The organism is Pseudomonas serboccidentalis, assembly GCF_028830055.1.
Classification (GTDB): Bacteria; Pseudomonadota; Gammaproteobacteria; order Pseudomonadales; family Pseudomonadaceae; genus Aquipseudomonas; species Aquipseudomonas serboccidentalis.
Genome location: NZ_CP101655.1, coordinates 44,069 through 65,978 on the forward strand (window position 1 = coordinate 44,069; position 21,910 = coordinate 65,978).

9 protein-coding genes are annotated in these 21,910 nt (G+C 60.2%); 6 read left to right on the top strand and 3 right to left on the bottom strand.

The window, feature by feature from the left end:
- Nucleotides 1-134: 134 nt before the first annotated feature.
- From NN484_RS00185 to NN484_RS00210, 6 genes are all read left to right on the top strand, one after another.
- The gene (locus NN484_RS00185; protein ID WP_274658387.1) at nucleotides 135-1,730 is read left to right on the top strand and encodes an FAD-binding oxidoreductase; all 1,596 of its coding nucleotides are present in this window, start codon (nucleotides 135-137) and stop codon (nucleotides 1,728-1,730) included.
- A gap of 5 nt (nucleotides 1,731-1,735) precedes the next feature.
- Nucleotides 1,736-3,328, top strand: coding sequence for a glycerol-3-phosphate dehydrogenase/oxidase (locus NN484_RS00190; RefSeq protein ID WP_274658388.1), 1,593 nt, complete (start codon nucleotides 1,736-1,738; stop codon nucleotides 3,326-3,328).
- Between the two features lie 20 nt (nucleotides 3,329-3,348).
- A complete protein-coding gene (locus NN484_RS00195; protein WP_274659343.1) occupies nucleotides 3,349-4,917 on the top strand; it encodes an FGGY-family carbohydrate kinase in 1,569 nt (522 codons plus the stop codon).
- Nucleotides 4,918-5,145: 228 nt separating this feature from the next.
- Nucleotides 5,146-6,441, top strand: a complete 1,296-nt coding sequence (locus NN484_RS00200; RefSeq protein ID WP_274658389.1) for a phospholipase C/P1 nuclease family protein — start codon at nucleotides 5,146-5,148, stop codon at nucleotides 6,439-6,441.
- A 47-nt stretch (nucleotides 6,442-6,488) separates the two neighbouring features.
- Nucleotides 6,489-8,444, top strand: a complete 1,956-nt coding sequence (locus NN484_RS00205) for a DUF1302 domain-containing protein (protein WP_274658390.1) — start codon at nucleotides 6,489-6,491, stop codon at nucleotides 8,442-8,444.
- A 163-nt stretch (nucleotides 8,445-8,607) separates the two neighbouring features.
- Nucleotides 8,608-9,981 (top strand): DUF1329 domain-containing protein, encoded by a 1,374-nt coding sequence (locus NN484_RS00210; RefSeq protein WP_274658391.1) that lies wholly within the window; start codon nucleotides 8,608-8,610, stop codon nucleotides 9,979-9,981.
- 62 nt (nucleotides 9,982-10,043) lie between these two features.
- Here the strand turns inward: NN484_RS00210 and NN484_RS00215 are convergent, their stop codons facing one another.
- The 3 genes from NN484_RS00215 to NN484_RS00225 are packed head-to-tail and all read right to left on the bottom strand — an operon-like array spanning nucleotide 10,044 to nucleotide 21,894.
- Nucleotides 10,044-12,878 carry an RHS repeat domain-containing protein gene (locus NN484_RS00215; protein ID WP_274658392.1) on the bottom strand — a complete coding sequence of 945 codons (2,835 nt, stop codon included), beginning with the start codon at nucleotides 12,876-12,878 and terminating at the stop codon, nucleotides 10,044-10,046.
- Complete coding sequence (locus tag NN484_RS00220) at nucleotides 12,875-17,359, bottom strand: SpvB/TcaC N-terminal domain-containing protein (protein WP_274658393.1); 4,485 nt, start codon at nucleotides 17,357-17,359, stop codon at nucleotides 12,875-12,877. Before NN484_RS00220 ends, NN484_RS00215 begins: the two co-directional genes overlap by 4 nt.
- On the bottom strand, nucleotides 17,356-21,894 hold the full coding sequence (locus NN484_RS00225; RefSeq protein ID WP_274658394.1) for a Tc toxin subunit A-related protein: 4,539 nt from the start codon (nucleotides 21,892-21,894) through the stop codon (nucleotides 17,356-17,358). Before NN484_RS00225 ends, NN484_RS00220 begins: the two co-directional genes overlap by 4 nt.
- Nucleotides 21,895-21,910 lie beyond the last annotated feature (16 nt).

Below are 21,910 nucleotides of genomic sequence, written 5' to 3' on the forward strand. Positions count from 1 at the left end.
TGGCTGGCACTTGCGCGACGTTTGACTCAATTGGCTACTCGAACTGGCCGGATGCGACCGTGACACTTTTTGGCCGCTGACTAGTATGGAGGCCTGCCACATCACTGATCAGACAGCATAAGAAGGACACACGCATGCGACGCTGGAACGGCTGGGGAGATGCAACCACGGTGGTCGAACTGCCGGCCCAGGGCGCGAGTTTTCTCAATGAACGGCTGGGGGCCGGGCGCGCGCTGCCCGATGCCACGCTGGAGGCGGCATTGGCGCAGGTGCCAGTCTCGCGGCTGGCGCCGCACGCCTTGTACAGCGTCGATGCCCATGATCGACTGCTGCACGCCCGGGGCCAGAGCCTGCCGGACTGGCTGGCGCTGCGCGAGGGCGCACTGGGCAATTATCCCGACGCCGTGGCGTTCCCCGAAACCGCCGAGCAGATCCGCCAGTTGCTGGCGCTGGCCCATGAGTGCGACCTGTGTCTGATTCCCTACGGCGGCGGCACCTCGGTGGCCGGGCACATCAATCCGCCGGACTCGGCGCGGCCGGTGGTGACGGTGTCGCTGGCGCGGATGAATCGCCTGATCGACCTCGACGAGGTCAGCCAACTGGCGACGTTCGGCCCCGGTGCCAGTGGCCCGCAGGTGGAAAGTCAGCTGCGCGCCCGGGGCTACACGCTGGGGCATTTCCCGCAGTCGTGGGAGCTGTCGACGCTGGGCGGTTGGGTCGCCAGTCGCTCCAGTGGTCAGCAGTCGTTGCGCTACGGGCGCATCGAGCAGTTGTTCGCCGGCGGCACCCTGGAAACCTTTGCCGGACCGTTGGACATTCCGACTTTCCCAGCCTCGGCGGCGGGCCCTGACCTGCGCGAAGTGGTGCTCGGCTGCGAGGGCCGTTTCGGGATCATTTCCGAGGTGAAGGTGCGGGTCAGTCCGTTGCCCGCCGATGAGCGTTTCTACGGGGTGTTCCTGCCCAGTTGGAGCAAGGCGCTGCAAGCGATCCGCCAGTTGGCGCAGGCGCGGGTGCCGCTGTCGATGCTGCGTTTATCCAATGCGGTGGAAACCGAAACCCAACTGGCGCTGGCCGGCCATCCGCAGCAAATCGCCTGGCTGGAAAAGTACCTGAGCCTGCGCGGCGCCGGTGAGGGCAAGTGCCTGCTGACCTTCGGCGTGACCGGCAATCGTCGGCAGAACGCGTTGTCCTTGACCCAGGCCCGGCAGTATCTGAAAGCCTTCGGCGGCGTATTCACTGGCACCTTGCTCGGCAAGAAGTGGGCGCAGAACCGCTTCCGTTTCCCCTACCTGCGCGAGAACCTGTGGAACGCCGGTTACGTGGTCGACACCCTGGAAACCGCCACCGACTGGAGCAACGTCGACCACCTGCTCAACCTGATCGAAAACAGCCTGCGCGACGCCCTGGCGGCGGAGGGCGAGCGGGTGCATGTGTTCACCCACCTGTCCCATGTCTACGGTGAAGGTTCGAGCATCTACACCACCTACGTGTTTCGTCCGGCGGCGGATTACCCGGCGACGCTGGCGCGCTGGCAGGCGCTCAAGCACGCGGCCAGCCAGACCATCGTCGACAACCACGGCACCATCAGCCACCAGCATGGCGTCGGCAAGGATCACGCGCCGTACCTGCTGCGTGAAAAAGGCGCGCTGGCGATGGACACCTTGCAGGCGCTGAGCAAGCACTTCGATCCGGCCGGGCGCCTCAACCCCGGCACGTTGTTGCCGGAGTGATGACCATGAATCAGGACTGGAACGCCGCGTGGCGCCAGCAGATTCTGCCGACATTGGCGGCCGAAACCTGGGACCTGATCGTCATCGGCGGCGGCATCAGCGGTGCCGGCATCCTGCGCGAAGCGGCGCGACATGGCTGGCGTTGTCTGCTGCTGGAACAACGGGACTTCGCCTGGGGCACCTCCAGCCGATCGTCGAAAATGGTTCACGGCGGTTTGCGCTACATCGCCAAGGGTCAGTGGCGTCTGACCCGCGATTCGGTGCGCGAACGCCAGCGTCTGCTCGACGAAGCGCCGGGGCTGGTGGAACCGATGAGTTTCATGATGCCGCACTATCGCGGCGGCTTTCCCGGGCCGCGGGTGCTCGGTGGTTTGTTGTCGGTGTATGACGCGTTGGCGGGGCGGCGCAGCCATTGTTTTCATGACGCGCAGCAACTGCGTTTTCTGGCGCCGGGGGTGAAGGAAAACGATCTGCTCGGTGGCACTTGTTTTGTCGATGCGCTGACCGATGACGCACGGCTGGTGATGCGCGTGTTGAGCGAAGCGCGGGCCGATGGGGCGGTGGTGCTCAACGGCGTGCGCGTCGAACAGTTGCTGCGCGAAGACGGGCGGGTGTGCGGGGTGCAGATTGAAGACTGCGAAGCCGGCGGGTCGCTGCAATTACGCTGTGGCGTGCTGGCGGTGGCGACCGGGGCGTGGGCGGAACGCCTGCGTTTGCCCGAGGCGCCAAGGCAATTGCGCCCGCTGCGGGGCAGTCATTTGCTGCTGCCGGGCTGGCGCCTGCCGGTGGCGCAGGCGTTCACTTTTCTGCATGAGCGCGACCGTCGGCCGGTGTTCGTTTTTCCCTGGGAAGGCGCGACCGTGGTCGGCACCACCGATCTCGATCATCGCGAGGATCTGGATCAGAGCGCGAGCATCAGCGCAGAAGAACTGGACTATCTGCTCGCCGCTTGCCAGCAACAATTTCCCGGCGCTGAAGTGGTCGCCAGCGATGTGCTCTCGACCTGGTCAGGCGTACGCCCGGTGGTCGGCAGTGCCGGCGCGCCTCAAGACAAACCGTCGAACGAAACCCGTGAGCACGTGCTGTGGCAGGAGCCGGGTTGCGTGACTCTGGCCGGCGGCAAACTGACCACGTTTCGCCCGCAGGCCATCGAAGTGCTCAAGGCCTGTGCCGACATGCTTGGCCGCGATTTCGACGATGACGGCGCAGCGGTTTTTGCCGCGGTAGCGCCACTGCCGATCCCCGGACTCAGCCCGCAACAGTGGCGACGTCTGGCCGGACGCCACGGTCGTGACCTGCCGAGGCTGGCGCAGTTGATCACCGAGTTGGGGCGCGAAACTGTCGGCAACACCGACACCTTGTGGGCAGAACTGGCCTTCGCCTGCGAAGCGGAAATGGTCCTGCACCTCGATGATTTGTTGCTGCGCCGCACCCGTCTGGGCCTGTTGCTGGCGCGTGGTGGCGAAGATCATTTCGTCGCCATTCGCCAGTTGTGCCAGCCACGCCTGGGCTGGGACGATGCACACTGGCAGCAAGAGCTGCAGCGTTACCGAGCGTTGTGGCAGCGCCATCACGGTTTGCCGGAGGCCACGCCTTGATGCCCCTTGAAGAGAGCGCCATGGATAACCACCCGCACAAGCGTTACCTGCTGGCGATCGACAACGGCACCCAAAGCGTGCGCGCATTGCTTTTCGATCTGCAGGGCAATCTGCTGGGCAAAGGCAAGGTCGAGTTGCAGGCTTACTTCTCGACGCAACCGGGCTGGGCTGAGCAGGATCCGGAATATTACTGGGCGAAACTCGGCGAGGCTTGCCAACAGGTGTGGGCGCAAACCGGGATTGATCGTTCGCAGATTGCCGGGGTATCGCTGACCACCCAGCGCGGCACGGTGATCAACGTCGATGCCGAGGGCAAGCCGCTGCGCCCGGCGATTCTGTGGCTCGATCAGCGCCAGAGTGAAGTCGAGGGCGGAATCAAGGGGCCATGGGGCTGGCTGTTCAAACTGGTCGGCGCGCAGGCCACCGTGGATTATTTTCGCGCCCAGGCCGAGGCCAACTGGATCGCCAGACACCAGCCTGATGTATGGGCGGCGACCGACAAGTTTTTGCTGCTCTCGGGGTTTCTCACCCATCGCCTGTGCGGACGCTTTGTCGACTCGGTGGGCTGCTGCGTCGGCTATCTACCATTCGATTTCAAACGCCTGAAATGGGCCGCGCCCAGCGACTGGAAATGGCAGGCGCTGGCGGTGCGTCCCGAGCAATTGCCGACCTTGCACAAACCTGGCGAAACCCTCGGCTACATCAGCGCCGAAGCCAGCCGCCACACCGGGATCCCCGAGGGCTTGCCGCTGATTGCGGCGGGCGCTGACAAGGCTTGTGAAGTGGTTGGTTCTGGCGTGGTCGACACGAGCACGGTGTGCCTGTCCTACGGCACCACCGCGACGATCACCAGCACCCGCTCGCGCTATCTGGAAATCGTCCCGTTGATCCCGCCGTATCCGTCGGCAGTGCCGGATCAATACAACTGCGAGGTGATGATTTATCGCGGTTACTGGATGGTCAGCTGGTTCAAGAACGAGTTCGGCCTGCGCGAGATGCAGCAGGCCAAAGAGCAGGGCATCGAGCCGGAGCAACTGTTCGATGCACTGGTCAACGCGGTGCCGCCGGGGTCGATGGGCTTGATGCTGCAACCCTATTGGTCGCCGGGGATTCGCGAGCCGGGCGTCGAGGCCAAAGGCGCGATGATCGGCTTCGGCGATGTACACACCCGCGCGCACATTTACCGGGCGATTCTGGAGGGGCTCGCGTACGCGTTGCGTCAGGGCATGGAGAAGATCGAGAAGCGCTCGAAGGTCTCGATCAAGCGTCTGCGGGTGGCCGGTGGCGGCTCGCAGAGCGATGCGGCGATGCAGCTCACGGCGAATATTTTTGGCCTGCCGGCGGAGCGTCCGCATGTGTATGAAGCGTCCGGATTGGGCGCGGCGATTTGCTGTGCGGTGGGGTTGGGGTTGTACGCGGATTTCCCGGCGGCGATAGCTGCGATGACTCGAGTCGGGACGGTATTCACTCCGCAACCCGAGGCGCAGCAAGTCTACGAGCGCTTATACAAAGAGGTGTATTTGCGTATGTACCGCCAGCTCAAGCCGCTTTATCAGAGCATCCGCAAGATCACCGGTTACCCCGCTTAACCAGACACCGAAAATCCCCTGTAGGAGCTGCCGAAGGCTGCGATCTTTTGACTTTGATTTTAAAAACAAGATCAAAAGATCGCAGCCTTCGGCAGCTCCTACAGGAGATTCGTGGTGATCCTGAAATGGCGCTATCGGAGACTTTTTCTGGTGAGATTGGACAGTGTCAGCGCCGGGGGCGGTTGTTAGGCTCAACCCCCACAGCACCTCCAATAAGAACTAAAAGCAATGAAGCTGACCTTTCTCCTGTTGCTGCTTTGTGCAATGGCCCCGGCGGCGTGGGGCTGGTCGAATCACACGGTGGGCAGCTATCTGGCGTTGCAGGCGCTGCCGGCCCTGCGCGATGCGCCACCGGTTGCGGTCGAGCCGCTGGAGCGCTTTCTCACCGAGCAGTATCCGGCCGTGGTGGCGCTGCTGGAGCAACAGGAAAGCTTCGCTCGTGAACACTTCGCCCAGTACCCGCCGCGCCCCGACAATCTGAAGTTGCCCGCCGTGCCGGGCGACAATTTGCGCCACGACTTTTTCACCGCGCTGCGGCTCAATCCGCGCATTCATCTGGCGATGGTCATTCAGCCGCTGCCGGGTCAGGACCTGCCCGAGCGTGAACACCTGCCGGCCGATCAGGTGATGGTCGAGCAGACGCTTTCGCCGTGGAATCGCCAGCGCTTCATTCGTCTGGCCGACGGCGAGACCTTAGCGCCGCTGGCGGTGGTGGCGAGCGCTGCCGATGAGCCGGATTACGGTCACGACATCAACCTGTTCAGCGACAACCCCGGCGAGGTCGGCGCGTTGTACGGCTTCGGCCCGCAGCCGTTCGGCGATGAGCGCTTTCAGTACAGCTCGCAGGCGCCGTTCCACATGGGCTTCTTCCATGAGAGCGCGGTGGTGTATGCCGCCGCCGGATTTCTTCAGCGCAGCTGGCCGGACTGGCGCGCCTATCAGTACATGGGGCTGGCGCGACTGGCGTTCGCCACTGGCCATTCTTACTGGGGCTACCGCTTTCTCGGGTGGGGCGTGCACCACGTGCAGGACCTGACCCAGCCGTATCACGCCAAGCCATTGCCCGGGGTCGAGCTGCCGAGTCTGTTGTTATTGGAGGGCAAGGCGCTGGCCGGTTTTGCGGATGACAAGCAAGCCTCCATCGAACGCGTCGCCACCCGCCATATGGAAATCGAGAAGTACCAGGCGACCTGGCTGCGTCGCGTGCTGCGTGCCGGTCAGCCGCATCCGATGCTCGCGGCCTACGCCGATGTGGCCGAGGACAAACGTTATCCAGCCTACTCGGTGGACTACCTGCGCGAGGTGGTCAGCGCCGAGTCGGTGGACGATTCCGCCGCGTTCGATGACGCCATCGGCCAATGGCTGGAGAAGGCGCCGGCGACCAGCGATTTCAGCCGCGGCAACCAACTGCAGCGCGAGACGTTCGAGCATCCGGCGCTCAATCAGCAGTTGTTCAAGTTGCTCGGGCATTTCGGCGCGCACAGCCGGATTTATGTCAGCGCCGCACTGGCGCCCCGGCCATAGCGGTAATGCACCCCACAACAATAAAACCAGGGAAAGAGGAACAGATCATGAAAGCTCGATTTCGCCTGTCTGGCGTAGCGCTCCCCGGCGTCGGTCTGGCAGGGCTGCTGCAACTGTGCGCCGTCGATGGCGTGCAGGCCAAGGAGTTCAGTGTGCTGGACAATCAGGTCACCGGCTCGATCGACACGACCTTGTCCTATGGCCGTTTGTGGCGGGTGCAGGGTCGCGACAAGAACAACGATGACGTCAACACCAACGACGGCAATCGCAACTTCGACACCGGGCTGGTTTCCGAGGTGTACAAGATCACCTCGGAGCTGGAAGCCAACTATCAGAACTACGGGATGTTCCTGCGCGGCACCGCGTTCTACGACACCCAACTGATGGACAAGCGCAACGATTACTACCGCAACAACAACCCGTCGCAGCCGAGCCAGAGCTACCCGCAGGACGACCGCTTCACCCGCCAGACCCGCGACATCGCCGGCAGCCGGATCGAGATGCTCGATGCCTATGTCTACGGCAACTGGGACGTGGCGCAGATGCCGGTGACCGCGCGGCTCGGGCGTCAGGTGTTCAACTGGGGCGAGGGGATTTTCTATCGCGGCGGGATCAACACCACCAACCCGGTGGACGCCGCCAAGTACCGTTTGCCGGGCGCCGAGGTCAAGGAAGTGCTGATGCCGGTGGAGGCCGTGAGCTTCAACATCGGCCTCACGGATTCGCTGACGATGGAAAGCTTCTACCAGACCAACTGGAAGGAAACCCGCATCGACCCGGTCGGCACCTTCTATTCGCAGACCGACCTGTTCGCCGATGGCGGTAACACCGGTTACAACAACTTCAGCGGCACGGCGCTCGACACCCCGGTGCCGGGCTTCGGCAACGTCATCGGCCTGTACAGCGCGCTGGGCAACAACCCGTTGCTCGGCCCGGCGTTGAAAAGCACCGGCCTCTACGCCAACGGCGTGACCCCGGCCTACGGCAATACGCTGAAAGTGGCGTCGATCGGCAAGGACTACAACGCGCGCAACGACGGGCAGTTCGGCTTTGCCTTCCGCTACATCGCCGAAGAACTCAACAGCACCGAGTTCGGCCTGTACATGGTCAACTACCACGCCAAGGAACCGACCATCGCCGCTGACCTCGGTGGCTACAAGGGCATCGACATGAATGCCCTGACCAACATGCTGTCCAGCGTGGCTGGCAGTCAGGCCGGGGCGCTGGCCAACGGTCTGGCCACCGCCGATGTGATGGGCAACATCCAGGCGCATCGGCGTTATGCCGAAGACATCCGCATGTACGGCTTCAGCTTCAACACCACCCTGGGCCAGGCTTCGGTATTCGGCGAAATTGCCTATCGGCCGAACCTGCCGATTGGTGTGGCTGCCACCAACGATTTGATCGGTGACCTGGCCAACGGTGCTGCGACTGCAGTGACCGGCAAAGCGATCAACGTCGGCGGGCAGATGGTCACCCTCGACAGCGAGATCAACAACGCCGAACGCGTCGAGGCGTTCAATACTTCGTTGGGCAGCATCTACAACTTCGGCCCGACGCTGTCGTTCGACTCGATGTTCGGCATCTTCGAACTGGCCTCCGAGCACCTGCGCGGCAGCAGCCTGCAATACACCGCCTACGACGGCAGCACGCGGTATTACGCCGGCACCGGCAACACCTCTTATGTGTCCGGCGGTGATCGCGATGATCAGGTCAACCGCAATTCCTACAGCTACACGGTGATGTTCAACGGCACCTGGAACGATGTGTACGCCGGGGTCAACGTTTCGCCCTACGTCGTCTACAAGGACGACTTCAAGGGCAACAGCTATCAGGCCGGCAACACCATCGAAGGGCGCAAGGCCTACACCCTGGGGATCAAGGCCAACTACCAGAACAAGCTCGAGGCCGAGGTGCAATACACCAACTTCTGGGGCGGCGGGCAGAACAACGGCATTCGCGACCGCGACAACGTCGGGTTCAACCTCAAGTACTTCCTTTGATAGCCAGAACACAGGCGCACCCCTTGTAGGAGTGAGCCTGCTCGCGATAGCGGATTTTCAGTCGCAGTAGAGGTTGTCTGACACACCGCTATCGCGAGCAGGCTCACTCCTACAACGGACTTTCGGTGATTTTCAGACCTCACTCCCATCTCGGAGATCGATCATGTTTTACTCATCACGATTCAGCAAAACCATGCTGGCGCTTGTTCTGGGCCTGACCGCTGGCAGCGCACTCGCCGCCATCACCCCGCAACAAGCCGAACAACTGAAAACCACCCTCACGCCCATGGGCGCGGAGCGTGCGGGCAACGCTGCCGGCTCCATCCCGGCCTGGACCGGTGGCATCACCCAGGCGCCGGCCGGCTACAAACCGGGGCAACATCACCCGGACCCGTACGCCGCGGACAAGCCGCTGTTCACCATCACCAAGGCCAATCTGGAGCAGTACAAGGCGCACCTGAGTCCCGGGCAGATCGCGCTGTTCAACAGCTACCCCGACACGTTCCAGATGCCGGTCTATCCGTCGCGTCGTTCGGGGTCGGCGCCGCAGTGGCTGTATGACAACACCTTGAAGAACGCGACCTCGGCCAAGCTGCTGGAGGGTGGCAGCGGATTCGCCGATGCCTACGGCGGTGTGCCGTTCCCGGTGCCCAAGGATGGCGTCGAGGTGTTGTGGAACCACATCACCCGTTATCGCGGCATCTACGTGGTGCGCCGCGCGTCCGAAGCCCCGGTGCAGCGCAACGGCAGCTTTGCGCTGGTCACCTCGCAGCAGGAAGCACTGTTCAATTTCTATCGTCTGGGCGGGCAGTACGCTGACCTGAAAAACATCCTGTTCTACTACCTCGCCTTCGTGAAAAGTCCGGCGCGGCTGGCCGGCGGTGCGGCGCTGGTGCACGAGATGCTCGACCAGCTCAAGGATCCGCGTCAGGCCTGGGTCTACGACGCTGGCCAACGCCGCGTGCGCCGTGCGCCGAACCTTGCGTATGACACGCCGATCGCCTCGTCCGATGGCCTGCGCACCGCCGACGACACCGACCTGTTCAATGGCTCGCCAGACCGCTACGACTGGACGCTCAAGGGCAAGCAGGAAATCTATATCCCCTACAACAATTACAAGGTCGGCAGCCCCGATGTGAAGTACGCGCAACTGCTCACCCCGGGCCATCTCAACCCGCAGTTCACCCGCTATGAGCTGCACCGCGTGTGGGTGGTCGAAGGCAACCTCAAGCCGGGCGCGCGGCATATCTATTCCAAACGTGTGCTGTTTCTCGACGAGGACAGCTGGGGCGCGGCACTGGTCGATCAATACGACGGGCGAGGGGAGTTGTGGCGGGTGTCGATGGCCTACCTGAAAAACTTCTACGACCTGCCGACCACCTGGAGCGCGCTGGACGTGTTCCACGATTTGCAGGCGCGGCGTTACTACGTGCAGAACCTCGACAACGAAGAAGCCTCCACCGTGGATTTCTCGCAGCCGGTGCCGGAAGACGCGTATTTCATGCCGTCGGCGTTGCGCCAACGCGGGACGCGGTGAGGCTGGGCCGTGTTCGTGGCGAGCCAGGCCTGTCGTCTCCCGACAGGCCTGGCTCGCGGCCTTCATACGAAGAAACGCCCTTGTGATTTGTTGCGCTCATTGTGTCTGAACAGCAGTTCTCGTCCCCGCTGTATCGTGGCTCGCGAGACGGCGATGTCGCGCTGCAGTGATGTCCGACTGATGAGGTTCGAGCTATCAACGCCCACGGCATCAGCCGCTCGATCAGTGGCTTGTCCCAGTCGCCCCTTGAGCCCTTCGGGGTAGAACTCATCCACGCCCAATGCATCGAATGCAGCGTTGATGGCATGGCTGTCCTGTTCCAGAAAGTCATCGAGTCGGGCCAGTGCGTTGTTCATTCGCTCGATCTTTTGTCCGGGCAGGCCATCCAGCGCTTTAGTGGCCTGGGTGGAGGCTTCGAAGTTGGGAATCCACGCGCCTTTGACCTCCAGCACTTTCGTCAGAAGGAAACCGGTAGCCATCACCGACAGGTTTTTCTGTCCGGTTTCGGATCGGGGGTTCAACGTCACGTCTTTTGCATACTGCAGTTTGGCCGTTACGTTATAGAAGGCGGTTTGTCCTTCATGCTTTATCTCTTCGGGATCCAGCCGTCGGGTTTGAGGGTATAGAGCAACGGTTAGATGGCGGGTCGCTTCGGCTTTTCCTGCCGCAGCATCGATCGACAACGAGGTGGCGACGGTCGCGATGACGGCTCCGCCGGGCCCCGTTGGCAAGGCCAGCAAGCCTGCCCCCAGCGCCAGGATGTGCCTGCCGGCGTTGTAGGCGTAACGTTGAAACAGCCTTTTGATGATGTCCCTTTTTCGCGTGCTGTTGTAGAGCTGGTAGTTCAGCGTGCCGACCCGTTTGTTCACTTCGGACAAAATGCTCGGGTAAGTCGCCAGTTCCTGGCGCAAGCTGGATTCTTCCTTTTGGTTGCCGTGACGATCGGTGTAGCGCAGCGGATTGTTCCCGACCATGACGTACAGGTTCAGTCCATCAATGGCCCCCGCCGGGTCGGGGCTGATCCAGCGTTGCAGCCAGGGGGCGTAATAGCGCGCACCGTAGTAATACAGCCCGCTGGCGTCGCGTTCCTTGCCGCAGTAGCGCAGGGTCCGGTAACGGGCTTGCACCGCAGAGCGGTTTGCGGACCACGCCGTACCGCCAAAGGGAAAGTATTCTTCCTGGCTGATCAGCAAGGCCTGATTGTCCAGCTCCAGCGTGCTTGAGCCGAGATGGTCTTCAAGGTTGTATCGCAGCTGATCGGTCTCGATCCCGGCGGGCTGACCTTCACGCCAGTGCAGACACCGAACGGTTCCCCGACCGGTTTGTATGTTGATGGTTTCGAGTCGCTGGCCTGTGCTGCTATTGATTTCAATCCCCGGTAAATAACGCACTTCACGGTTATGAGTTACCGAAGAGGTGTAAGTCGTATGGATCTTTCGTACTCGCTGACCACTGCTGTCGTAGTGGTAACGCTCATGGTCATTTCGGCCATCTTCGCGTTGCACCAGTACGACGCTGCTCAATTGGTTGCGTGGATTCCATTGCAGGCTTTTTCCGGGTTGCAGGTTTTGCAGATTGCCGTTGGCGTCGAAAGTGGCGGCCGCATCGGGCCGGTTGTCCCCCTGATTCCAGGAGAGCATCCGGTTGCTGTCGCCGGCAATGCTCAGGGTTCGGGTGTATTGATGGCCCTCGCGAACATGCTGCAGTTTGATCAGGTTACCGCGGCTGTCGTAGTCGTAGTGTCGGGTGTAGTTGAACAACTGGCTGGCGTCGATCGGGATTGCGGGCGAGGTAGCCAGCTGTAAGGGAGCCAAGTGACTGGCCGCTTCGCGCCCGCTGGCACGGGTCAACCGGGAGAGGCTGTCGTAAGTGAAGCGGCTGATGGCTTCGACCTTTTGATTGTTGCCGAACCTGGCGCTTTGAGCTTTGTCTTCGATTTGCATCACGTTGCCGACCGCATCGTACTGGTAATGCAGGTCCTGCAACGTGGTGCCCGATGCCGTGGCGGTCAGTGAGCGCAGCCGGCCGTTGGCCGGGTCGAACGTGGCGTTGCTGATGACGCCATTGCCCGAGGTCTGCGACTCCAGCTGTCCGGCCGCGTTGTAGACGAACGCCTTTGCCAGCGTTATTTCTTCAAGGCTGGCGTTGAGTTTCAGACTGACGGATTTGAGCTGCCCGGCAACGTCGAATGCAAAGCAATGCTGATGGTGTCCCGCATCGGTTTGCCTGATGACCGCACCGTCCGCGTCATAGCGCCAATGGGTCTGGTAGCCGGGGCCTGCCTCGTGCAACAGATTGCGCTGCGCCTGCTCCAGCGGCCAGTCCACGGGGGTCTCGCTGCACAGAAAGTGCCGCGTCTGACGGATAGGTTGCGAGCCGAAGGTGTATTCGTCGATCAGCAGCGTGCCTGCGTCGTCATCGTGTCTGATCAATTCACCGCACTGGTTGAGTGCTGCGCAGGCAGGTGAGTTGTCGCCGTAACTCAGGCGCTCGATGACACGGGCGGGCTGTTGCGGTGAGGCCTGGGTGATGGAGACCGGGCGTAGCTCGTGATCGAAAGCTGTCTTCCAGTGCCCTCCGAGCGAATCCCATTGCTCAAGCAACTGGCCGGCTTCGCCGGGAAAGCTCAAACGCCAGCCGGCATCGGCACTGTGCAGCCGCAGCACCTGGCCGGAAAAGCTCTTGATGCTGGTCAGCCCGGGGGGCATGGACGTGCTGGTTTGCCCCGCATCCCATTGTTGCGAACAGCGTGCGGCGGTGTCGTGGTGTGATGAAGTGATACGTGCCTGTGCGCGCTCTTCGGCCTTGCATCGGTAATAGTCAATGTGTCGCACGCTCAGCCCGCGGCTATCGATGGCATTGACTGTCGGCGTCCTGGCGTGAATCCCTTTGCTCATGCTGCATCTCCCGTCGAACCCGCCGGAGTGGCTGACATTTCATCGAAAGTGTCGTTCGCGTCTTCTTCGACGGTGTACCAGGGGTGGCGCGTCGTCCTGTGCAGCCAGACTTCACCGTTCGAATTGGCCAGGCGTACCTGAGTCAGGCGATTCAAGGCGTCGTAGTGATGTTCGTCGCAAGTATCCGGGGTGCCCGCAAACGTATGGTCGAGGCCGTGATGCCGGTCGGCAAAAAACGCTCGACAGGTTCGCACCGGCAAACCTTTGTTGTTGTATTCGACGCGCCCGCTGACCTTCCATCGTTGGGGGGCGAAGGCCTCTTTTGTTTTTCCTCCCTCGAGGGACGGCCGGCCCTGCTCATCGATGACATACGCAGGGCCGGGTTCAACTTTCTGTACGCGCTGCAGCGTACGTCCAGATCCGTCGAGGTCAGTCAGGTTCATCCGGATCTGTCGGGCAGCGTCGTCATCGGCAAACCGATCGGCGGACAGGCAAAGAATTCGCACAGGTGTCCGGGTCGAGATGAGGAGTTCCCGGTACAGTTTTTCCTCATCGGCATTTCGGCTCTGCGCCGTCGTCAGACGCGATCGGGTCGCTGCGCGGACATGCCCGTCTGGCAGGACGTCCTGACGGGTCACACAGCGCTTGAACCACGCCTTATCCGCCCGGGCTTCGGCGGACAATCGGCCCATCCAGCCACAGGGGGCGTAAAACATCGCGCTGGCCATGCCTTGCAGTGCCTCTTGTGGGTTTTCGATAACGCTGGCCGGATCGCTTGAAACCGGTTGCCGGTACTCGGCGACGGGTTTGAAGCCGATGAGGGTCTGATCTTTTTTCCGATAGAAGCTTCTGACGAGCATCTGGCCAAAGCCATCAAAAATACCTTCCTCGATGTTGCCGTTCGGGTCGGTGATTTGCCTGGGCTGAAAGGTTCGATAGTTGTAAGTGACGTGAGTGCTGCAGCCATCAGGCAATTTGAACTGCGTCGGCAAGCACCAGTAGGCGTCGTAGGTGATTTCGGTGACCCCGACGCTTTTATGCGTCTGCTGGGTTATTGCCCGATAAAAGCCCGCCAGACCAGAATAGGTCTGGAAGCCACTCTTGACCGACCAGACGGTTGAACCTGACGCCGATGACGGCAAGAAAAACGCCATGCGGTGATAACCGCTGGCCTCAAGCATGGTTTTTCCAGGGCGATCTTTTTCCACCAATACATCGAAGGCGCCGAGAGCGTCTTCATCCAGTTCGGCCGATTCGAGATGATCGACCAACGCTTCAAAATGCGCGACACCATCAGCCAGAACCGCGCCTGTCTTGCTGTCGCGATAGCGTTGAGCGGTCATTGAAGTGAGCGCGCGGCCGTTCACCCAAGCGTCTGTCTTGACCCGCTCCAGAAGCTTTTCGAGACTCATGTCTGCCGCCTGCAGCCCGCCATCCAGAGGAACTGCGGAGAACTTCAGCGCGTTCGTTCGCTGTCGCCAGGGCAGAGCTGGACGCCACCCCTGGGGCTCTTCCAGATGAATGAACTCGGCCAGTGTCTCGCTCACATAAAAGTGCTGTTGAGCCGGATCATGAGCATCGAGCCACCACTGTTTTTCGTCAGCGTCGGTAAAGGGCGAGGTATCGCCGGTGGTCAGGCGCCGGGCGTAGTGGACCTTGACGCAGTGAGTGACGCAGCCAAAGGCGTCGTGCTGCAGATTGAAGGTATGCACGACTTGCGGGTCGTCGGTGAAACCATCGTACTGATATGACACGGCTTCGCACGCCAGCGGCAGCAGCCTGGCGTGCCGCTGGGGATGCACGGCAGGTTGCAGGACTCGAACGGCGTAGCGGTACTGCTCGACGCGATAGAGTGTCGTGGGGTTGGATTGTGAGTCTGCCCCGAACAGTTCCGTGCGCAACAGACGCCCGCCGAGGGCGCGTGCGAGTTCAGTTTCGCTGCAGGCATTCGCTGCCTCAACGGGTTTGTCGCCGTCCTCGGGGGTATGGCGGATGACTAGCGTCTTGCCGGGTGTCAGGGCATTTTTGTCAGAGCGATCGTACCCGCGATGGGAGGGGATTACCGATTGCCCGGTATGAAACCATTTCTTCAGTAGACAAGGTGCTGTACCGGAGGTCGAATCGGCGTGTTCACCGATTTCCCGATCAGTCTGCACCAGCAGGCCGAAGCCTCGGAACTGACGCTCGATGCCGTCATAGTAGCCCTGCCGATAGCGGAAGCACTGCGTCAGCCGATTGCCGCTGACCTCGTCCAGACGTATCTGCTGCGAAACCAGATGCATGGCAAAGGGCACGTGGCAGACGGGCGTTTGTTCCTCGTCGGGCAGTTGTTCCTTTTCGTCCAGCCATTCTTGTGCCGAGCTGCGATACAGAACCTGTTCGGCAAGCCCCATGTTGTTGTTCGTGCTCGTCAACAAATAAGGTTTCTGCGCGACAAAGTCATAGCGCCAATGCCGGGTTTGACCCTGAGTGACGCTGAAAATCAGGCTCGAACAACCGATACCTTGCAAGTCGGCCACGCTGACCTGGCAGCGACTGTCGTAACGGGTGCCTTGCGGCCAGGGCACCGATACCGGGGGAGCAAAACCGGTGCCGCCACGATTCATGAATATCTGGAGCTGATCTTCCCGCAGATACACCACGTCGACGGCGCCAGAACCATCAAGATCCGCCAGACGCAGCCGCGACGCGTCGAACGTTTCAGCATTCAGGTTCAGGTTGCCCAGTACGATCCCTTTGCCGAAACGCCCACGGCTCAGGTTTGGCCAGCACTTCACCTCGTTGGGGCGAATGCGTAACAGGTGTTGTTGACCACTGCCGAGCACATCGCTGAATGCCACCAGTTCTGACAATGAGGTGCTGATCACTGGCAATTCGTCATCGTCGTCGTCGCGGAGCACGTCCAGCGGCGGAGCAAAACCTTGCGCTCGTCGATTGGCATACAGACGCACGCTGCGGTGGCCGATCAGGGCGAAGTCATTCGGGCCGTTGCCCATCACATCGGCCAGTTGCCCCTGAGGGCTTGAAAACTCTAAGGGAAACGCATCAAACGGGACGAACCCTGACCAGTCGCGACCCGGTTGCAGCGACATGAAACCCGCAAGCCCGTGCTCTACGATCAGCCAGTCCAGTCGACCGTCACCTGTCAGGTCGCACAGGGACATTCGCCCGCGTTCTGCATTGTGGCGGTCGGGTAATCGCGGCAGAGAATGCCACTGAGCGTAAGCCACTTCATCGCTTGTACCCTTGACCCGACAAGGCTCGCGGTAGTGCCAGTCCTCCTCGGCGCAATAGAGGATGCCAGGCATTCCCTCGCCATACAGGTCAAGCAGTTGATAGTGCTGCCCGTCGTTGAGCCCGTGCATATGAGCAAACGGTTGCCAGGCTTGCGCCGGATCAGGACATTTGAATTCGCTGTAGCCGAATTCGACCGGTGGGCGGCTGTCGATCCTGGCGGATTCGTCGAAGGCCTGGTCGTGGGCGGCGCTGAGTTGCTGGTAGCCGAGCGGCGATTGGCGATACTCCAGCAACAGGCGCCTGACCAGCATCGGATCAGTGCCGGTTTCTTCGGGAAAATGGTGATACATCAATACCTGTCGGCACAGGTGTCGGGTGTCTGACTGGAAGCCAAAGGCAAAACTTGAAAACGTGTCGCTACGTTCCGGCCAGGCCTTTTGCACAGGAACGGGTTTCTCGGTCAGACGGGTACTCAAGACGCCGTAATCGAACAGCAACTCGAAATGCCACTGCACATCAGCGGTGCCTGAGGTTGCCCATGCATATAAGTTCGCCTGAGCCTCGAAGTTGCCGTAGTGGATACGCCGCAAATAGCACTGGCCATGCCGGGTCTCGTACTGATAGCGAATGTGCTCGCCGTGGGCATTCATGCTTTCTTCCAGCAACCACTCGCCGACCCGTTCTGGCTGTTGCGGGTCTGACCGTCGGGCGTCGGCACTTTTTCCATACAGGTGAAGGCTGCCGTCGGCACCGTGGACCAGCCAGAATCCAGGCGTGTCCTGATTTGAACTCCAGTGCTCGATTCGATCGAACGTGCTTTCCACGCGCGGGAAGTGGCGCACGACGCTATAGGTGTTTGCGAGCTGAAGATCCTTGTAGGCATCGACAGTTTGGCGAATCACGTTCCCTTTGGTATCGCGTTCGGGCATCCAGAGATCGTCGCCCGGCCCGGCGATTTCATCGTCGGGTTCATAGGCCGGTACGCCGTTGCTGGTACGACGAGCGACGGTAGGCAATGAAATGCCCCAGCCAATGCCGAAGACGCCGTTGCCGGCATTGCTTGCATAATTCAGGGAGAGGGCGGGAGAGAAACCGCGACCAGGAGAAATCGGCAAGGCAATCTCATAGCCAGCCGTACCGTGAGTACCGAGCTCTGCGAGACCCTTGCCGATACTTTGAATGGCACCGCCCCCCTTGGGCAGCGACGGGGCGGAAAAGGCCATTGGCTTTTGCGTGGTCTTCATGCCGCACCTGCCCGAGCGGTGTAGCAGAGGTGCACGATGATGTCGTTCAGCGAAGTCAGCAGTTGCTGCTGGGCCTGCGGGTTCGGGAAGGTCAGACGCCATGTGGAAATCGCGCCGGTGTATTCGAAAGGCAGATAACGTTCATCGTTGAAGTTCAACGTGAACATGCCGCTGTCATCGACACCGCCGGACAACGCAATCTGCTGATTGGCACGCCGGCCCTCGATGATCTGCGGCGTCATGGTTGTGTCCAGATGTACCTGGCTTGAGGTCTGGGTCAGCGTCGCGCGAACGTTCTCATAGGGGCCGAGCACTGCCGGCAAGGAGATACTGAGGGTCTTGATGCGGCGCAAATAATGATTCTGGCCCTTGTAGTCGCTGTCAAACATGGCTTGCGTCAGTTCGAAATCACACACTCCCGATTTCAGGCTCTTCGCAATCTCGTCCCACACCTTGTTCGTTGTACTGTTGCTGTCCTGTTGCTTGAGCGTACGCAACGACAGGGTCTTGCGAATTTCCAGGTCGCGCTGATGACGCTGCACGTAGGCGGACTGCATGTGCAGCAGGCTCACTTTCAACTGTTCTCCAGCGCCAAAGCCGCGGCAGGATGCGTTCCAGACACCACGCTGGAAAAAACCAGTATCGAAGTCGGCGGTTTCGTAACGCCAACAGGCTTCCGTTTCCTGGCACAGCGCAAGTGTCGCGTCGAAGGCCTGGAAGAACATCGCGCTGAACTGGCTGTTCAGCCATTGGTACATTTGCGCGTTGCTGAAGCGCTTGCCGAGAAACTCGTGTACCGCGCGGGCCTGACTCAGGGTCGTTTCCGCCTGACGCAATTGCAGACGGGTGCCGGTTTCGACTTCACCCAGATATTGCAGTTGTTTGTCGATCTGGGAAATTTCCAGTTCTGCTTGTTCACGAGCCAGCAGCCACTCTTCCCGGCGGCGCTGGAACTGGGCGGATCGATCCCGTTGACCGGCCTGTGTCCGTGCATTCGAGGCGCCGGCCTGCATGAGCGCGCTGGCGGCGTGTGCCGTCCCTTCAAAACGACAGCCGCCAAAGCTTGTACCGGCGATGTTGGGCAGCAACATGATGCCCCCTGCAACAGCTTGAGAGGCCGAGGCCAGTTCTTCGAAGGTGCCACTTTGCAGATACAGTTCACCGGCGGCGGATTCGTGCGCGTTGACGTTTTGCTCGAGCAACTGGCGGTAATGCTCCAGGCGTTTCTGCACGATGGCTTTGCTGGCCAGCAACGCTTCTCTGTTCGCCCGGTCGGCCTGTAGTGTCTGGTTGTGCAGATCAACAGCCGTACCTGCCAGACGCCACAACTGCTCTTGCTGCATTTCCTGCAATTGGGCCTGCTCCCTGCGTTCAATCAATGAGAGCAACATGGCTCCGGACTGAATGACGGTCTCCACGGCGTTCAACGCCTGGCCATACATGGCACTGAAGCGATAGTGGGGGATCTGCACCGCTTGCCTGCCGGTTTTGTCGCTGACTGCGCTGGCGTAGGCGCGCACCGTCAGCAAGCCCCGAGGATCGCTGGGGGGCGCATAGAGGGGCAGGTGCAGAGGCCGTCCGGCGATGTCGAGGTTATGCCGCAGGTTATGCAAGCGACTCTCGACGATATCCCAACGTCGGAGCAGATGAGGATGGAAAGGGATGCGCCAACGCGGGTTGTCAACCGAGGGGGTAGAGGCCGAGGGGATGTCTTCAGTAGGCTGGATTTCATTGCCCGCCACGTTGTCCAGGAGACTTTCGAAGCGGCGCAGTTTTGCGTTGCCGGCCTGACTGAGTTTTGGCAGTGAAACCGGCTTCCATTGGTCGACCAGCTCGACCGCAGGACGCTGCCCGAGTAGCTCCAGGGTCTGCATGTACCAGAGTTTGGCTTGGGCGAGGCTGTCGGGCGTCCGCTCGCGAAATGCGCTGTCACCTCGATTGATCAGAATATCCAGATACAGGAAATACAGCGCCTTGCGAAAGTGTACGGGGTGGCTGAGGGCAATCTGATGAGGGTCGTGCGGCGCTTGAACCGAGTAGGTGGCAGAGGCGTGCGCGTCGAGTAATGGAATCGCGCGCCAGCAATCGGCAAGTCGGTGCCGAGGCGAAAAAACATGGCCCAGCCAACGATGTGCTGCGTCGTATTGCTCTTCGGCGTTCAGCCGATGAGCGACCAGCCACGGCAGGTAAAGAAACAATTCGGTGAAATAACGGCCATAGGGTCCATGGAAGTCGAGAGTCTGGCGTGTCTCGTCGTTTATCGCCGGCTCCGACAGCTGTTGAGTGTCGAGGGAGAACAGCTCATCGAGGCTGTTTTCGCTGCGTTTGATCAGTTCGGCGGCAAACGTGGTCGTCAGTCTTATCGGCTGACGCGCTTGCTGGTCGTCGTCGCTTCTGGCGATCGCAGAGCCGGAGAAGTCGATGTATTGCGCACCGTTCAGGTCCGGCGTGGTTTTGATTGCCGGCGGAATGTTCTTTGTGGTGTTTTCCGTGAGCTCTATGGTTTTGCAAATGAAGACCGGGAAACCGTCTTCTGTATCAAGCGAGCTAACCTTGAACCCATAAAAGATGAATGTTGGTTTCGAAGTGAGCTGCGATGTTTTCCAGCTGTAGTTGAAACTGGATTGGCCCGAGAGGGGCGGCGGGATGGCTTTGATAGTTTCGGTGAAATCTGAGGGTGTGTCTGTCGAGGACTCGGCAACGACGAATTCCACGTTCAGTCTGCTGCTGCGCAAGGTCGTATGTGCAGGGGCACCGACAATGCGCGCCTCGCGGTCGCGACTGTAAATAACTACCTGTCCGGGGTTGTTACGGTCGGCGAAGCCAATCAACGCCTTCAAGGCGAGCGTCGAAATAAGCTTGTTCTCAAGATCTCCATCGTTTGCAAAGGTAAAGTTTAGTGAGTTGATTCGATCTTTGAGCGCGAACCTGAGGTTGGTGCTTTCGGTATCGTTTACTTCCCAAGCCCTTTCTAACGCCAGCACATAGAGGGCTCCCGAGATGAGCTTGGGATGTTTGAGGCTCGAGCCACGAAGCAAAGGCATAAACGGTGTGCTGGGTAGAGTGTGGGGAATAACCAGCGTCAGGTCTGCATCTGCGAATTTGATGCTGAGTGTTCTTGATGTCAGCCCCAATATTTCCTCTGGAAGAGCGGCGAATCGAAAGTCCAGATTGAGGCTGTCCTCCACGAACTGTTCCTTGGGTAACAGGATATGATTCTGCAGTTTTCTGATCTGCGACGATGCCCTAGGCGACAGGTAGGTTGCGCCGTAGTTGACTTTGAACTTCTCAGACGCGCGCGTTGTATGTTGAAAAAGTCGCGAGTCAGTCTTCTCGGTGAATTTTTTTATTTGATTGGTCAGGAACAGCTTCTGCTGTGTGTTTTCGGTCTGACTGAGGTCGAGGTAAATGGAGAGGTTTTTATCCATATACCTGTCCGTGCCCAGGAGGTGCGTCACGTTATTGTTGTTGCCTGATTTGACCTGCAGGGAAATGAACAGGAAGTCCTGATTGTTTTCCTTGTGATTGATCGCAACGGTGTCTGTCAGTTTTTTTAGCGAAACGGGGGACTTGTCCACGAGGCTGCCAATCTCGATGTGATCCTCTATGGGGGTGCGCACTGCGCTCCAATTGCCGTCGTGGCGGCGGAAGCAGAAGTTCAGACGCGCCAGTGGGTTTTTGGGGGGGGTGGCGCTGTTACCGGATAACGACGCCCCGGCCTGCGCCGAGTTCTGAAAGATCAGCTCAGCCCAGACAATAAACAGACGATTGTTGAACCACACCGGGCGGATGGTGTGCTCAATGGCATTTTCAGGGATCGGAATGTCAGCTTTCTGCCATTGCGACCAGGCATACGGGACCGGTTGATCCTGTCTGGGTTGAGGTGCGGCGGGTGTCGAAGAATCCATGACGAGTGGCCGTGCAGCCATGTTCAACGAACACCAGAAATAACTGTTCTCCGAGCGGGATTTGCCAACGAGGTAATAGGTGCTCTCGGCAAATTTTTCGCCGTCGATGTAACCATTGAGAATGTTCAGGTTGGTGATGGCTTCGAACCGGGTGAGATAGGCCAGTACGCAAGCCTGCACGGCGTCGGGTTGAATCCGGTTCTGGCTGAGGTCGTTTTCCAGTTGCCGGAAGTTATCGCTCTTGTTGGTTCTCAGGTCCGGGTTCAGGTACGTCGAAGGGAAATACTCCAGGCGCTGATGAGCGGCCCATGTCGAGTACTGGTGCAATTCGTCTTGCCATGCCCGAGTGAGTTCCGGCATCGATGCCACTGAGTCATAGCCGGGTTCCAGATTCATCAGAATCCGGTTGATGTACTGTTGCAGACTGGAAGTTGCACACGCGACCGCAGTCGTGGGTACATCTCGGCTGATCAGTACATCCAGCAACCAGTAATCGTAGAGATCCTGCGCAGTCTTGATGTCGAGGTTTGCGGCGGTGGCGTCGTTGGCTATTACGTGGTGCAGGCAGTAAGCGAGCATGGCATCACGCAGGCTTTCATCGAGCTGCTGCTTGAGAGCAATGGTCATATTCGGTCCTTGAATA

Bases quoted from the DNA above. Each gene is read 5' to 3' on its own strand.
- NN484_RS00185 (WP_274658387.1), top strand. From the start codon at position 135: ATGCGACGCTGGAACGGCTGGGGAGATGCAACCACGGTGGTCGAACTG.
- NN484_RS00190 (WP_274658388.1), top strand. From the start codon at position 1,736: ATGAATCAGGACTGGAACGCCGCGTGGCGCCAGCAGATTCTGCCGACA.
- NN484_RS00195 (WP_274659343.1), top strand. From the start codon at position 3,349: ATGGATAACCACCCGCACAAGCGTTACCTGCTGGCGATCGACAACGGC.
- NN484_RS00200 (WP_274658389.1), top strand. From the start codon at position 5,146: ATGAAGCTGACCTTTCTCCTGTTGCTGCTTTGTGCAATGGCCCCGGCG.
- NN484_RS00205 (WP_274658390.1), top strand. From the start codon at position 6,489: ATGAAAGCTCGATTTCGCCTGTCTGGCGTAGCGCTCCCCGGCGTCGGT.
- NN484_RS00210 (WP_274658391.1), top strand. From the start codon at position 8,608: ATGTTTTACTCATCACGATTCAGCAAAACCATGCTGGCGCTTGTTCTG.
- NN484_RS00215 (WP_274658392.1), bottom strand. From the start codon at position 12,878: ATGAGCAAAGGGATTCACGCCAGGACGCCGACAGTCAATGCCATCGAT.
- NN484_RS00220 (WP_274658393.1), bottom strand. From the start codon at position 17,359: ATGAAGACCACGCAAAAGCCAATGGCCTTTTCCGCCCCGTCGCTGCCC.
- NN484_RS00225 (WP_274658394.1), bottom strand. From the start codon at position 21,894: ATGACCATTGCTCTCAAGCAGCAGCTCGATGAAAGCCTGCGTGATGCC.